Origin of the sequence: Bacillus cereus group sp. BfR-BA-01349, assembly GCF_022663795.1 — a bacterium.
Classification (GTDB): Bacteria; Bacillota; Bacilli; order Bacillales; family Bacillaceae_G; genus Bacillus_A; species Bacillus_A cereus.
The window spans coordinates 1-14,739 of the sequence record NZ_JAKUGE010000080.1; the positions used below are offsets into that span (position 1 = coordinate 1).

Here is a 14,739-nt window from a genome sequence, read left to right on the forward strand (position 1 = left end):
GAAGGAATATGCCTTCAATAGTTTGGTGATGATGGCAGAGAGGTCACACCCGTTCCCATACCGAACACGGAAGTTAAGCTCTCTAGCGCCGTTTGAAATATAGTAAGGGATTTTTTGAGCAGAAATACTTAGAAATTGATAAATAAATGGATAATCTTCAGAACCATAACTGCCAAGTAAGTCATACCACCAATCTGTTTCATACCTAGAAATCATGCTTAAATTATAGAGCAATAAATAATGAATGAGGAGTTCAGGTAATATTGGCTTAGGATTTCTAGGATCAGTCGTAAGTGGCAAATAATAAGTATTAGTAAGATGTTCATAGTATAAAGGAGTACTGTACATAGGATTCCATGATTGAATGGGCGCCGTAAAAAGTAAATTCGATTCATTAGTCTTCTCAGGTACGTGCTGTATTGATAAATGCTTACAAGATGTTTCAATGTAACGAGAAAATCTCTCTTTAGTCATATGTAATCGATCTAGTAGGTTGACTGAAAAGGAGAGCTCATTTTTAATTGTTGAATCGATTTTATATAAAGTTGATTCTTTTTGACTATAACGAAATAAATTTTGTAATTCTGGAATATTTCCCATTAGTTCTAACATGTTAAATTTTTCTGCTTCTAAGTGTTTCATGTGAAACAGTTGTTCTGCAACATGAGTAAAGAATCCGTTTTTTTGTATCTTCACCTCATCTTCTAAAAATTGATACCCTTGTTTTTTTCGTTTGCGAGTTGTAACGCCATGAGCTAAAATAGTAGTGGATTCAGGATAGTTAGGGTCAATAGTTAGTAGGCATGCTTTAAAAAGTTGACTAATTCCATAAAATAACAACATTGGTTGAATGGAAAATGGAGCTGTCTTATATAATTCATAATAATTTTTCCCGTGTTCTAAGTAATAAATAAAGGGATAACAATTTTCAAAACTTTTTTTCGGCATCCTGAATAGAGGATTTTTCGTAACAACGGGCAAGATAACGTTGTACGTTTTGAGATGAAAAAAAGAAACTTAATTGCTGCCAAGTACAAGATGTTTGATGCATATATTACGCTCCTTTTATTGTCTAAAAATTCTAACATATATATATACGTCCTTGACAGTATTTTAACCAATTGATAAGCTACTAATAATAATTTCTGGTATCATAGGGGGAACAATTATGTGGGAATCTAAATTTGTTAAAGAAGGTTTGACTTTTGATGATGTATTACTTGTACCAGCTAGGTCAGATATATTACCAAGAGAAGTAAGTGTTAAAACAGTTTTATCTGAAAGCTTACAGCTAAACATCCCGTTAATTAGTGCAGGAATGGATACAGTAACTGAAGCTGACATGGCTATTGCAATGGCTCGCCAGGGTGGTTTAGGAATTATTCATAAGAATATGTCTATTGAGCAACAAGCAGAGCAAGTTGATAAAGTAAAGCGCTCTGAAAGCGGCGTTATTTCAGATCCTTTCTTCTTAACTCCAGAACATCAAGTATATGATGCAGAACATCTTATGGGAAAATATCGTATCTCAGGTGTACCGGTTGTAAATAATTTAGATGAGCGAAAATTAGTTGGTATTATTACAAACCGTGATATGCGCTTCATCCAAGACTACTCAATCAAAATTTCTGACGTAATGACAAAAGAACAATTAATTACAGCTCCAGTTGGTACTACACTGGAAGAAGCTGAAAAGATCCTACAAAAGTATAAAATTGAAAAACTCCCTCTTGTTGATAATAACGGTGTATTACAAGGGCTTATTACAATAAAAGATATTGAAAAAGTAATTGAATTCCCAAACTCTGCTAAAGATAAGCAAGGACGCTTATTAGTTGGAGCAGCAGTTGGTGTAACAGCGGATGCTATGCTTCGCATCGATGCATTAGTAAAAGCTAGTGTAGATGCAATTGTACTTGATACAGCACATGGGCATTCTAAAGGTGTTATTGATAAGGTAAAAGAAGTTCGTGCTAAATATCCATCACTAAATATTATCGCTGGAAATGTTGCTACTGCTGAAGCAACGAAAGCACTAATTGAAGCTGGTGCAAACGTAGTTAAAGTTGGTATTGGACCAGGTTCTATTTGTACAACACGCGTTGTAGCCGGTGTTGGTGTACCACAATTAACTGCGGTTTATGATTGTGCAACAGAAGCTCGTAAACACGGTATTCCAGTTATTGCTGATGGCGGTATTAAGTACTCTGGTGATATGGTGAAAGCTTTAGCGGCAGGAGCACATGTTGTTATGCTAGGTAGCATGTTTGCAGGTGTTGCAGAAAGCCCTGGAGAAACTGAAATTTACCAAGGTCGTCAATTTAAAGTGTATCGTGGTATGGGTTCTGTCGGTGCAATGGAAAAAGGAAGTAAAGATCGTTACTTCCAAGAAGGCAATAAAAAACTTGTCCCAGAAGGTATTGAAGGACGAGTACCATATAAAGGACCTTTAGCAGATACAGTTCACCAATTAGTTGGTGGCTTACGTGCAGGTATGGGATATTGCGGAGCACAGGATTTAGAATTCTTACGCGAAAATGCACAATTCATTCGTATGTCAGGTGCTGGCTTACGTGAAAGTCATCCTCATCACGTACAAATTACAAAAGAGGCTCCAAACTACTCATTATAATGTCTTATATACAAATAGACAGAGATTTGATATCTCTGTCTATTTTTTTTGATTATGTTAGAATAACGGTTATGTGAGTACATAGATATTGGGGGTAGCAAAAGTGAAAGGTATGTTTTGCAAAAGATTCATTGCTTTGGTAACAGTGCTTACACTAGCTTGTAGCATTTTTATGCCATATAGCAATGCATCAGCTGAAACAGGAGCCGCTTTAAACATTGAAGCAGGTGCGGCAATTTTAGTAGAAGCGAATTCTGGGAAAATTTTATATCAAAAGAATGCAGATGAATTATTATCCATTGCTAGTATGACAAAGATGATGAGTGAATATTTAGTTCACGAAGCAGTGGATAAAGGAAAACTTAAGTGGGACCAGAAAATTAAGGTTTCTGAATATGCATATAAGGTTTCACAAGATGCTTCATTATCAAATGTTGCATTAGAAAATGGTGGCTCTTATACAGTAAAAGAGTTATACGAGGCAATGGCAATCTTTTCTGCAAATGGTGCAACAATTGCATTAGCAGAAGCAATTGCAGGTAAAGAAGTAGACTTCGTAAAAATGATGAATGATAAATCGAAAGAACTAGGGTTGAAAAATTATAAATTTGTCAATTCTACAGGTTTAACGAATAAAGATTTAAAGGGAATGCATCCTGAAGGAACAACAGCGGATGAAGAAAATAAAATGTCTGCAAAGGATGTTGCAACTTTAGCACAACATTTAATTAAAGATTATCCAAAAGTGTTAGATACAGCAAAAATCCCTAAAAAAGAATTCCGTCCAGAAAAAGAGAAGTTTGCAATGTCGAACTGGAACTGGATGTTAAAGGGCTTAGTTAAAGAATATGATGGCGTAGACGGCCTAAAAACAGGCTCAACTCCAGAAGCAGGAGATTGCTTCACTGGTACGGTTGAAAGAAACGGAATGCGTTTTATTTCTGTAGTTATTAAAACAAGTTCTCATACAGCACGTTTTGATGAAACAAAGAAGCTATATGATTATGGGTTTGCTAACTTTGAAGTAAAACAAATGTATAAAAAAGGTTCTTCAGTAAAAGGACAAGAAACAGTACGAGTAGAAAATGCGAAAGATAAAGATGTAGCAGTACAAACGAAACAAGCTATTTCACTTCCAGTGCCAAAAGGAAGTAAAGATGTTTATAAAACGGAATTAAAAGAATCAAGTAAGGGACAAGAAGCACCTATTAAAAAGGGGGCTGCGCTTGGTCAAATGGTAATTACGCCAAAAGATACAAACGACCCTGGATTTTTAACTGGTAAGTCACTGCAAGTTGATCTTGTAACAACATCTGAAGTAGAAGAAGCAAACTGGTTTACTCGTGCTATGCGCGGAATTGGTTCATTCTTTAGTGGCATGTGGAATAGTGCTGTTGATACAGTAAAAGGTTGGTTTTAAAAGCTCCTCATGATAGGAGCTTTTTTTATTCCTATTTTTCATACCGACTTTATGAAAAAGTAGTAGACAAGCATCTGATAGTTAGTGGTAGAATGTAAGAGTATTCTTAATTTTCGCCTTTAACGGGGGAAAGCAATTCACCTAGGGGGGTTTTTGTACATGACAAATGTAACAGGGACAGAACGTGTAAAACGTGGAATGGCAGAAATGCAAAAAGGCGGCGTTATTATGGACGTAGTTAACGCTGAACAAGCAAAAATTGCAGAAGAGGCAGGCGCAGTTGCCGTTATGGCATTAGAGCGTGTACCAGCAGATATTCGTGCAGCAGGTGGCGTTTCTCGTATGGCAGACCCAACAATTGTTGAAGAAGTTATGGGTGCGGTGTCAATTCCGGTTATGGCAAAATGCCGTATCGGTCACCTTGTAGAAGCACGTGTATTAGAATCATTAGGGGTAGACTATATCGATGAGAGTGAAGTATTAACTCCTGCTGATGAAGTATACCATTTAAATAAACGTGATTACACAGTTCCATTTGTATGTGGTTGCCGTGATATCGGAGAAGCTGCACGTCGTATTGCAGAAGGTGCATCTATGCTTCGTACAAAAGGTGAACCGGGAACAGGAAACATTGTAGAGGCAGTGCGTCATATGCGCCAAGTCAATGCAGAAATCCGTCAAATTGCGAGTCTACGTGAAGATGAGTTAATGACATATGCAAAAAATACTGGCGCTCCTTACGAAGTATTACTTGAAATTAAACGTCTTGGTCGCTTACCAGTTGTAAACTTTGCGGCAGGTGGTGTAGCAACACCAGCAGATGCAGCATTAATGATGCAACTTGGTGCTGATGGGGTATTTGTTGGATCTGGTATCTTCAAATCAGAAAACCCAGAGAAATTTGCACGTGCAATCGTTGAAGCAACGACTCATTATGAAGATTACGAACTAATTGCAAGCCTTTCTAAAGGATTAGGTAATGCAATGAAGGGTGTCGAAATTTCAACGTTATTACCAGAACAACGCATGCAAGAGCGTGGATGGTAATTAAAGGAGAACTTTAAAATGGTGAAAATAGGTGTACTAGGTCTTCAAGGTGCAGTTCGTGAGCATATAAAATCAGTTGAAGCAAGTGGTGCAGAAGCTGTTGTTGTAAAGCGTATAGAGCAACTTGAAGAGATTGATGGTCTTATTTTACCAGGCGGTGAAAGTACAACAATGCGCCGTCTTATTGATAAGTATGCTTTCATGGAACCACTTCGTACATTTGCAAAGTCTGGTAAACCAATGTTTGGTACGTGTGCAGGGATGATTCTTCTTGCAAAAACACTTATTGGCTATGAAGAAGCACATATTGGTGCTATGGATATTACAGTTGAGCGCAATGCGTTCGGACGCCAAAAGGATAGTTTTGAAGCTGCGCTTTCAATTGAAGGCGTGGGTGAAGACTTCATTGGTGTATTTATCCGTGCGCCGTATGTTGTAGAAGTAGCTGATAATGTTGAAGTGCTTTCTAAGCATGGTGACCGAATGGTAGCGGTAAGACAAGATCAGTTTTTAGCTGCTTCATTCCATCCGGAATTAACAGATGATCATCGTGTGACAGCATACTTTGTTGAAATGGTAAAAGAAGCGAAAATGAAAAAAGTTGTATAAGTAACTTGCAACTTGTATAAGATTATAGTAAATTGATGGTAACAATTTTATAAAATAAGCGTGTTGATAGGAAATAGTAACAAATGTCGTTTCTTATAGAGAGTCGATGGTTGGTGGAAATCGATAGAAACAGTTTGTGAATCCATCCTGGAATGGAATGTGGAATATCTTTTGGATTAGTAAGCATTCCCGGTGAAGAGCCGTTATTTCTACTTGAGAGGAAAGCGGTAATGCTTTCAACTAGGGTGGCAACGCGGGTTAACTCCCGTCCCTTTATATAGGGACGGGAGTTTTTTGTGTTTTATAAAATAAAAGGAGGAGTATATAATGCTTGATATTAAATTTTTACGTACAAACTTTGAAGAAGTAAAAGCGAAATTACAGCATAGAGGCGAAGATTTAACTGATTTCGGCCGTTTTGAAGAACTTGATACGAGAAGAAGAGAACTACTTGTTCAGACAGAAGAATTAAAAAGTAAACGTAACGAAGTATCTCAACAAATTTCTGTATTAAAGCGCGAAAAGAAAGATGCAGAAGCTCTAATTTTAGAAATGCGTGAGGTTGGAGAAAAAGTAAAGGATCTTGATAACGAACTTCGTACAGTTGAAGAAGACTTAGAAAGATTAATGTTATCTATTCCAAATATCCCTCATGAATCTGCTCCAGTTGGTGAAACAGAGGATGATAATGTAGTAGCACGTACTTGGGGAGAAGTGAAAGAATTTACTTTTGAGCCAAAACCACATTGGGATCTTGCTACTGATTTAGGAATTTTAGATTTTGAACGCGCTGGGAAAGTAACAGGAAGCCGCTTCGTATTTTACAAAGGTGCTGGTGCAAGATTAGAGCGTGCTTTAATTAGCTTTATGCTTGATCTTCATACTGATGAGCATGGATATGAAGAAGTATTACCTCCATATATGGTAAACCGTGCAAGTATGACGGGAACAGGACAACTTCCAAAGTTTGAAGAAGATGCATTCCGTATTGAAAGTGAAGATTACTTCTTAATTCCAACAGCTGAAGTACCTGTAACGAATATGCATCGTGATGAGATTTTAAATAAAGAGCAATTGCCTATAAGATATGCTGCATTTAGCTCTTGCTTCCGTTCTGAAGCAGGTTCAGCTGGTCGTGATACACGTGGCTTAATTCGCCAGCATCAGTTCAATAAAGTAGAGCTTGTGAAGTTCGTAAAACCAGAAGATTCTTATGAAGAATTAGAAAAATTAACAAATGATGCAGAACGCGTGTTACAATTATTAGAGTTGCCATATCGCGTTATGAGCATGTGCACAGGCGATTTAGGATTTACAGCAGCGAAGAAATACGATATTGAAGTATGGATTCCAAGCTATGGCACATATCGTGAAATTTCTTCTTGTAGTAATTTTGAAGCTTTCCAAGCGAGACGTGCAAATATCCGTTTCCGCCGTGAGCCAAATGGAAAACCAGAACATGTTCATACATTAAATGGATCTGGTCTTGCAATCGGACGTACGGTTGCAGCTATTTTAGAGAACTACCAACAAGAAGATGGTACAATTATAATTCCAGAAGTTCTTCGCCCTTATATGGGAGGAAAAACAGTTATTAAGTAAATTTAAACATTCATCGGTATGAGTGATTGGTAATTATGAGCGTTGTCAGTACTGTAATGTAGGAAGGGGAAAGTAAAATTTTCCTTTCCTCATAATTTATTTTAGTAGGGTTGACTAACTGTTTTTCTTTTGATATTATATTTGATGTCAATATGGAGGTATACCCAAGTCTGGCTGAAGGGATCGGTCTTGAAAACCGACAGGCGGCGAGAGTCGCGCGGGGGTTCGAATCCCTCTACCTCCTCCAGATATAATTGACAACAGCGCATATAAGTGGAGATTGGAGAACTCGTTACCAACACGTAACGAGTTTTTATTTTAAAACCAATCATAAAGTATGGTGTAAGGTAATTTTGTCCTTATTACACACTCATATTCCGATGATTATCTTCATAGATATGAAAGGAGTCAACATGGATCTTATTATACAAACGTTTCCTTTAGATGGAAAAACTTTATATTATGTACAATGTCCTGTCTGTAAGAACAATAGAATTTTAAACAGTGGTGCAAACGTATCACGCATTATTAGTGATGATACATTCCGTAAACTTTGTGGTTGTACTTGTGATGTAAAACAAGCTACGAGTAAAGTAGAGGCGCCAAAACAAGTTAAAAAAGCAGCTGTAAAGAAAGCGGCGGCTCCAAAACGTACAGGTAAAGTATTAACGGCAGTAATTAACGGGAAAGAAATGACTGTTAAAGAAATTGCTGAAGCATACGATATTGGTACAAGTACTGTTCGTCAGCGCATTAACGCAGGAAAACCTGAGAGTGAAATTATTGCTCCAACAAAGAAGAAGTAATTTAATAGGAAAACCCGTGCATATGCACGGGTTTTTTATTTTACAAGTTTACGTGTTTGTTTTAAAAAATGGCCAATTTTTTTAATGATTGGTTCGATTGAATCACCATCTTTTAAAATATCGTACTCATTAATATTTAAGCGTAATACAGGGCATGAATTAAAGTTGTTAATCCAGTTTTCATAACGTCCATGCATTTCTTTCCAGTACTCAATTGGTGTTTGCTGTTCCATTGGGCGCCCGCGTTCTTGAATACGATCGACAATATCATCGAAAGAACCTTCTAAGTAAATTAATAAGTCTGGATGAGGGAAGTAAGGAGTCATGACCATAGCGTCAAATAAACCTTTGTATGTTTCATAATCAGTTTCCGTCATTGTTCCTTTTTCATGATGCATCTTTGCGAAAATTCCAGTGTCTTCGTAAATGGAACGATCTTGAACAAAACCGCCACCATATTCAAAAATTCTTTTTTGTTCCTTAAATCGTTCTGCTAAAAAGTACACTTGTAGGTGGAAGCTCCAGCGAGTGAAGTCCGCATAGAACTTGTCCAAGTATGGATTGGAATCTACTTTTTCAAATGATGTGCGATAACCTAAAGCATTAGCTAATGCAGTTGTCATAGTTGATTTACCCACACCTACCGTTCCGGCGATAGTGATTACTGCGTCATTAGGTATATCATATTTTTGCCTTAAATTCATTATTATTTCGACTCCTTTAAGAGAGTATTTTGAAGGGCAGATAGGATGACGTTTAAATCATCAGGATTTTTTACAAAATCCATATCGTCTCCATTAAATTTCAATACTGGTATTTCCGGATGATCTTTTTTAAAAGCATCCATTGCTGTTTCATAATCTTTTGTGAGCTGTAGTAAGTAATTTGGATCCATGTTTTTTTCAAATTCTCTTCCGCGCATGGCGATTCGTTTTTGCAATGTTTCTAGGCTAGCTGTTAAATAAACAATGACATTTGGCACAGGCATATCTTGTGTAAGGATACGATAAATTTGCATGTATTTGTCATATTGAGAGTCTTTTAATGTGCGGGATGCAAAAATTAAATTTTTAAAGATATGGTAATCCGCTACTACTGGTTTCCTTTGATTCAAATACTTTATGTTAATGTCTTCTAATTGTTTGTATCTATTACAAAGAAAGAACATCTCTGTTTGAAAACTCCATTCGTCGATGTCTTCATAGAACTTTCCTAAAAAGGGATTTTCATCAACAATCTCTTTTAGTAAGTGGAGTTGCATGTGAGTTGAAATTTCCTTCGCAAGTGAAGTTTTTCCAACACCAATTGGTCCTTCAACCGTGATAAATGGTACTCCGGTCACGCTGTTTCCTCCTTTCAATCAGTGATTTACCGTGACTACTAAAAACACAAAACAGAATTATTGTAGCACAAGAGGGAAGCGAGCGGGTTAATTTGATATAAAAAGTTAGAAAATAGATATATGTATTAATTAAATTTTATTTTGGTTGATGATGTTATAGTTGCTTTCAATGTAGTTTCCATTATTTTTAAAGCATGTATATTATCTTGGTCGTTGTTAGAGGCGATACAATCCTCTGGTACATACAATGTATAATTTCTCATATGAGCATCATTAGCTGTAAATAGGATACATATATTTCCGGCAACCCCTGTTAATATTAGATTTTCTATTTTTAAATAACCTAGTAATGAATTTAAAGGTGTTTCATAAAAAGCGGAATAATGTGGTTTAATAAAAATGTAATCATCAGAACTTGGAGCAATCTTATGGATTATGTTTTTGCTATATTCATTTGTACAATGAGTAATAAGTTGGTCGATATCAGATCTCCAAAGTTGATAATGGTCATTAACGTAAATTATAGGACAGCCGAAGGATTTCATTTTTTTCTTTAATTGTAAAATAGGGTTTGTTATAATTTCACATTTTTTAGCTAGAATGGGTCCGTGGGAAAATTGAAAGTCATTAATCATATCGATAATGAGCAAGGCGGTATTTTTCATATGTAATCCCCTCTCTTTTTTCTTTTAGGGTGGATTGAATTTGTAAAAGTTATCCCCTGTGTAGTAAATGGAAAATAAGTGTACTTTATTTGTAATGAAAGGACTATGTTATGGAACAAGATCAAGATATTTATTTTATGCAATTAGCGATAGAAGAAGCTAAAAAGGCAGAGGAAATACAGGAAGTACCAATTGGAGCAGTTATAGTGTTAAATGGTGAGGTAATTAGTGTTGCCCATAATTTAAGGGAAACTGAGCAGAGATCAATAGCTCATGCTGAGTTGCTAGCGATAGATGAGGCATGTAAAAAATTAGGGACATGGCGTTTAGAAGATGCAACATTGTATGTAACATTAGAACCTTGTCCAATGTGTGCGGGTGGAATTGTTTTATCACGAGTGAAGCGAGTTGTATATGGTGCAAGTGATCCTAAGGGCGGATGTGCAGGGACATTGATGAATCTTTTAACGGATGAACGCTTCAATCATCAATGTGAAGTAGTATCTGGTGTACTAGAGGAAGAATGCGGTACGTTGTTAACAAGCTTTTTTAGAGAACTTCGTAAAAAAAGAAAAGCAATAAAAAAATTAGAGAAGAATACTGGGAACTAACGTATTTGCATTTTATAAAGAAACAAGTTATACTGATAATGCCTTTAATGAAGGCAACCGAATATTGGTTTTACCTTTGCCGTGCTAAGCGGGGAGGTAGCGGTGCCCTATACTCGCAATCCGCTCTAGCGAGGCCGAATCCCCTCTCGAGGTTATGTTGCTGTAAGGTCTGCCTTAAGTAAGTGGTGTTGACGTTTGGGTCCTGCGCAACGGGACCCCGTGAACCTTGTCAGGTCCGGAAGGAAGCAGCAATAAGCGGGTCTTCTCGTGTGCCGCAGGAGTGCCTGAACCGAGCTAACTGCTTGAGTAACGCTTATGGTACGTAATCGACGGAGGGTGCACGGCAGTTATATATGTATACAAAACTCACCTTAATACAAAGGTGAGTTTTTTGTATAGAAAATAACTTTTGGAATCTATAAACAGAATGGGTTATAATAAATGAGATAATAACCTTTGAGGGAGGCCGTATTTTCGTGTCATACCAAGCGTTATACCGAACATGGAGACCGCAAAAGTTCGAAGATGTAGTCGGTCAAAAGCACGTAACAAAAACGTTGCAAAATGCCCTTCTTCAAGAGAAAGTTTCACATGCTTATTTATTTTCTGGCCCGAGGGGAACGGGAAAAACGACAATTGCAAAAGTATTTGCAAAAGCAATTAACTGTGAACATGCTCCGGTAGCTGAACCTTGTAATGAATGTCCTTCTTGTTTAGGAATTACACAAGGATCCATTTCAGATGTATTAGAAATTGATGCGGCTTCAAATAACGGTGTAGATGAAATTCGAGATATTAGAGATAAAGTAAAATATGCTCCAAGTGCTGTAGAATATAAAGTATACATTATTGATGAAGTTCACATGCTTTCTATGGGTGCATTCAATGCGCTTTTAAAAACCTTAGAAGAGCCGCCAGGACATGTTATCTTTATTTTGGCGACAACAGAACCTCATAAGATCCCGCCTACAATTATTTCACGTTGTCAGCGTTTTGAATTCCGAAAAATATCAGTGAATGATATTGTTGAGAGATTATCAACGGTCGTGACAAATGAAGGTACGCAAGTGGAAGATGAGGCATTACAAATTGTTGCGCGTGCTGCTGAAGGTGGTATGCGTGACGCACTTAGTCTTATTGATCAGGCTATATCTTATAGTGATGAGACCGTTACGACAGAAGATGTATTGGCCGTAACAGGATCTGTTTCTCAGCAATACTTAGGCAATTTAGTAGAATGCATACGTGAAAATGATGTATCAAGAGCATTGCAAATCATAGATGAAATGATGAGTAAAGGGAAGGATCCAGTTCGTTTTATGGAGGATTTCATTTACTATTATCGTGATATGCTTTTATATCAAACTTCACCGCAACTAGAACATATGTTGGAACGAGTAATTGTAGATGATCAATTCCGTAAGTTGAGTGAAGAAATGCAACCGGAAGTGATCTATGAGATTATTCATACCCTTAGTAAGGGACAACAGGAAATGAAGTGGACAAATCATCCGCGTATTTTCTTAGAAGTTGTTATGGTGCAATTGTGTCAACAGTTTATGATGCAAGCAAATGGTACAGATCGTTTGCAAGCAATTATGAACAGGATGCAGCAACTGGAGAAAGAGTTAGAGCAAGTTAAAAAGAACGGTGTGCCAGCTGGTGTACAACAGGAAGTAAGAGAGACACGTGCAACACCAAAGCCGGTAAGAACAGGAAGTATGAAGATTCCTGTCGGACGTGTAAATGAAGTATTAAAACAAGCGAAGCGTCAAGATTTAGAACAATTAAAAGCTGTATGGGGTGAGTTGTTAGGAAGACTCAAATCATATAACAAAGTAGCGTTTGCTGTTTTACTAGAAAATAGCGAACCAGTGGCAGCTTCAGATGACACTTACGTTTTAGCATTTCAATATGAGATTCATTGTAAGATGGCGAGCGAAAATCGAGAAGCTATGGATACAGTAGAACAAGCTTTATTTGAATTGCTAAGTAAAAGGTTAAATATGATTGCCATTCCAAAAAGTGAATGGGGTAAAATCCGTGAAGACTTTTTACAACGTGAAGGTGGAGAGTCTGAAGAAAGCCCAGAGAAAAGGGAAGACCCTCTTATAGAAGAGGCAGTGAAATTAGTAGGGCAAGAACTCATTGAAATAAAAGAGTAATAATAATTAGGAGGAATTAATTATGATGCGTGGCGGAATGGGAAATATGAATAACATGATGAAACAAATGCAAAAGATGCAAAAGGACATGGCGAAAGCACAAGAAGAGCTTGGTGAAAAAACAGTTGAAGGTACAGCTGGCGGCGGAATGATTACAGTTATCGCAAATGGTCACAAGCAAATTCTTGAAGTGAAGATTAAAGAAGAAGTTGTAGATCCAGAAGATATCGAAATGTTACAAGACTTAGTGTTAGCTGCAACGAATGATGCACTTAAAAAGGCTGATGAGCTTTCAAACTCTACAATGGGTAAATTTACAAAAGGCTTAAACTTACCAGGTGGAATGTTCTAGGAGGATATTGATACATGCATTATCCAGAACCAATATCAAAACTAATCGATAGTTTTATGAAGTTGCCAGGTATCGGACCGAAAACAGCGGTTCGATTGGCATTTTTCGTATTAGATATGAAAGAAGATGACGTGTTAGGTTTCGCGAAAGCACTTGTAAATGCGAAGCGAGATTTAGCGTACTGTTCTGTATGCGGACATATTACTGATCGTGATCCTTGTTATATTTGTAATGATTCACATCGAGATCAATCAGTTGTTTGTGTCGTGCAAGAACCGAAAGATGTAATCGCGATGGAAAAAATGAAAGAGTATCAAGGTGTATATCATGTGTTACGTGGTGCGATTTCTCCTATGGAGGGAATTGGACCGGAAGACATTAATATCCCGCAACTCTTAAAGCGACTACATGATGAAACGGTACAAGAAGTGATATTAGCAACAAACCCTAATATTGAAGGGGAAGCTACAGCGATGTATATCTCCCGCCTCTTAAAACCTACAGGCATTAAAGTAACTCGTATTGCACATGGTCTGCCAGTTGGTGGAGATTTAGAATATGCAGATGAAGTGACACTATCCAAAGCGTTAGAAGGTCGCAGAGAAGTATAAGAGGAGAAACAAAAATGTTCTTTCAAAAAAAGGGTAAATTGCGTAAAGAGTATGACGATAAGTTAATTGTACTTTTGGAAAAAGTGAAGAATGAGTGGTTACGTCAGAAGAGAATGGTCGAACAAAGTGTAGAACCGTCTCAAGATGTCATTTGTTCTTTGAAAATAGCAGAGGCGAAATATTTCTTTTTGTTGAAAGAAGCAAAGCGTCGTCCTGTAAAAATGGAACAATGGTAAAGGGTTCTGCTTTCTAAGCAGGCCTTTTTATTTTATTTGTTAAATGCTGAGGTATTGTTTTATTTAGTTTATATAAAAGAGATGTCGCTTATGATAACTGTTCTTTTTTATTGTCTTGTCCCATACAAATAGATGTATAGGTCATTCATAAGGAGGAAAAAATGAATTCTACAATTATTATTGTTGGCATTCTTACTTTAGTATTTATTTTTCTTGTTTTTGGTGTTGCCTCTAAGCCATTACGTTTTATAGGTAAGGTGATTTTTCATATTACTTTAGGGATAGCATTGCTTTTTATCGTAAATGTTGTAGGGACATATTTTGATTTTCATATCCCGATTAACATGGGTACAGCAGCAATAACGAGTTTATTAGGCCTACCGGGTGTAGCAGCATTAGTGATTATTAAGCTTTATATCATGCCAAGATAAAATTATTTCGGCATTTTTTTAAAAAAGTGTTGACTATTAAATTATTAATGTGGTAAATTAATAAGCGTCGTCAGCAACGAAAGAAAAAAGTTGTTGACAAATTTAACGAGAAATGTTAAATTATAAAAGTCGCTGAAACGCGATATTGAACTTTGAAAACTAAACGAAACAAACAACGTGAAACGTCAATTTTTATTTTAGATGCTAGAC

At 36.8% G+C, this 14,739-nt stretch carries 15 protein-coding genes, 1 tRNA gene, 1 rRNA gene, 1 other RNA gene, 1 pseudogene and 1 other annotated feature; of the genes and pseudogenes, 15 read left to right on the top strand and 4 right to left on the bottom strand.

Annotated features, from left to right (window positions below; translation table 11 throughout):
* The first annotated feature begins 21 nt into the window (after window positions 1–21).
* Window positions 22–144, top strand: a 5S ribosomal RNA gene (gene rrf / locus MR169_RS26770).
* A 6-nt stretch (window positions 145–150) separates the two neighbouring features.
* Here rrf and MR169_RS28570 read toward each other — a convergent pair.
* Window positions 151–948 (bottom strand): annotated as a pseudogene (locus MR169_RS28570) (YaaC family protein); the annotation flags it as partial.
* 220 nt (window positions 949–1,168) lie between these two features.
* Between MR169_RS28570 and guaB the strand changes: the two are divergent.
* The 7 genes from guaB (at window position 1,169) to MR169_RS26805 (ending at window position 8,116) form a co-directional block, all read left to right on the top strand.
* Window positions 1,169–2,632 (top strand): IMP dehydrogenase, encoded by a 1,464-nt coding sequence (gene guaB / locus MR169_RS26775; RefSeq protein ID WP_000264088.1) that lies wholly within the window; start codon window positions 1,169–1,171, stop codon window positions 2,630–2,632.
* Window positions 2,633–2,744: 112 nt separating this feature from the next.
* Complete coding sequence (gene dacA, locus MR169_RS26780) at window positions 2,745–4,052, top strand: D-alanyl-D-alanine carboxypeptidase DacA (RefSeq protein ID WP_125653127.1); 1,308 nt, start codon at window positions 2,745–2,747, stop codon at window positions 4,050–4,052.
* Between the two features lie 159 nt (window positions 4,053–4,211).
* Window positions 4,212–5,099: a pyridoxal 5'-phosphate synthase lyase subunit PdxS gene (gene pdxS, locus MR169_RS26785; RefSeq protein ID WP_242320325.1), complete on the top strand. Its 888-nt coding sequence runs from the start codon at window positions 4,212–4,214 to the stop codon at window positions 5,097–5,099.
* An 18-nt stretch (window positions 5,100–5,117) separates the two neighbouring features.
* Complete coding sequence (gene pdxT / locus MR169_RS26790) at window positions 5,118–5,708, top strand: pyridoxal 5'-phosphate synthase glutaminase subunit PdxT (protein WP_000238771.1); 591 nt, start codon at window positions 5,118–5,120, stop codon at window positions 5,706–5,708.
* Between the two features lie 54 nt (window positions 5,709–5,762).
* Window positions 5,763–5,984 (top strand) — a binding site (T-box leader).
* A 51-nt stretch (window positions 5,985–6,035) separates the two neighbouring features.
* Window positions 6,036–7,310, top strand: a complete 1,275-nt coding sequence (gene serS / locus MR169_RS26795; protein ID WP_000884186.1) for a serine--tRNA ligase — start codon at window positions 6,036–6,038, stop codon at window positions 7,308–7,310.
* Between the two features lie 154 nt (window positions 7,311–7,464).
* Window positions 7,465–7,557 (top strand) — tRNA-Ser (locus MR169_RS26800).
* 166 nt (window positions 7,558–7,723) lie between these two features.
* A complete protein-coding gene (locus tag MR169_RS26805; protein WP_242320326.1) occupies window positions 7,724–8,116 on the top strand; it encodes a sigma factor-like helix-turn-helix DNA-binding protein in 393 nt (130 codons plus the stop codon).
* A gap of 35 nt (window positions 8,117–8,151) precedes the next feature.
* Here the strand turns inward: MR169_RS26805 and MR169_RS26810 are convergent, their stop codons facing one another.
* The 3 genes from MR169_RS26810 to MR169_RS26820 all read right to left on the bottom strand — a co-directional run bounded on the left by MR169_RS26810 (window position 8,152) and on the right by MR169_RS26820 (window position 10,123).
* The gene (locus MR169_RS26810; RefSeq protein ID WP_001053585.1) at window positions 8,152–8,820 is read right to left on the bottom strand and encodes a deoxynucleoside kinase; all 669 of its coding nucleotides are present in this window, start codon (window positions 8,818–8,820) and stop codon (window positions 8,152–8,154) included.
* Between the two features lie 2 nt (window positions 8,821–8,822).
* Window positions 8,823–9,458, bottom strand: coding sequence for a deoxynucleoside kinase (locus MR169_RS26815; protein WP_000148218.1), 636 nt, complete (start codon window positions 9,456–9,458; stop codon window positions 8,823–8,825).
* A gap of 125 nt (window positions 9,459–9,583) precedes the next feature.
* On the bottom strand, window positions 9,584–10,123 hold the full coding sequence (locus MR169_RS26820) for a cysteine hydrolase family protein (protein ID WP_016117071.1): 540 nt from the start codon (window positions 10,121–10,123) through the stop codon (window positions 9,584–9,586).
* Window positions 10,124–10,233: 110 nt separating this feature from the next.
* Between MR169_RS26820 and tadA the strand changes: the two genes are divergently transcribed.
* The 7 genes from tadA (at window position 10,234) to MR169_RS26855 (ending at window position 14,529) form a co-directional block, all read left to right on the top strand.
* Window positions 10,234–10,734 (top strand): tRNA adenosine(34) deaminase TadA, encoded by a 501-nt coding sequence (tadA, locus tag MR169_RS26825; protein WP_000434336.1) that lies wholly within the window; start codon window positions 10,234–10,236, stop codon window positions 10,732–10,734.
* Window positions 10,735–10,813: 79 nt separating this feature from the next.
* Window positions 10,814–11,078: signal recognition particle sRNA large type (ffs, locus tag MR169_RS26830), an RNA gene on the top strand.
* A gap of 132 nt (window positions 11,079–11,210) precedes the next feature.
* On the top strand, window positions 11,211–12,899 hold the full coding sequence (dnaX, locus tag MR169_RS26835) for a DNA polymerase III subunit gamma/tau (protein WP_000121577.1): 1,689 nt from the start codon (window positions 11,211–11,213) through the stop codon (window positions 12,897–12,899).
* Window positions 12,900–12,924: 25 nt separating this feature from the next.
* Entirely contained in the window at window positions 12,925–13,251 is a 327-nt protein-coding gene (locus tag MR169_RS26840; protein WP_014894853.1) for a YbaB/EbfC family nucleoid-associated protein, read from the top strand.
* A gap of 14 nt (window positions 13,252–13,265) precedes the next feature.
* Window positions 13,266–13,862 (top strand): recombination protein RecR, encoded by a 597-nt coding sequence (gene recR, locus MR169_RS26845; protein ID WP_000559169.1) that lies wholly within the window; start codon window positions 13,266–13,268, stop codon window positions 13,860–13,862.
* A gap of 14 nt (window positions 13,863–13,876) precedes the next feature.
* Window positions 13,877–14,098, top strand: coding sequence for a YaaL family protein (locus MR169_RS26850; protein WP_000466019.1), 222 nt, complete (start codon window positions 13,877–13,879; stop codon window positions 14,096–14,098).
* A gap of 161 nt (window positions 14,099–14,259) precedes the next feature.
* On the top strand, window positions 14,260–14,529 hold the full coding sequence (locus MR169_RS26855; RefSeq protein WP_001089270.1) for a pro-sigmaK processing inhibitor BofA family protein: 270 nt from the start codon (window positions 14,260–14,262) through the stop codon (window positions 14,527–14,529).
* Window positions 14,530–14,739 lie beyond the last annotated feature (210 nt).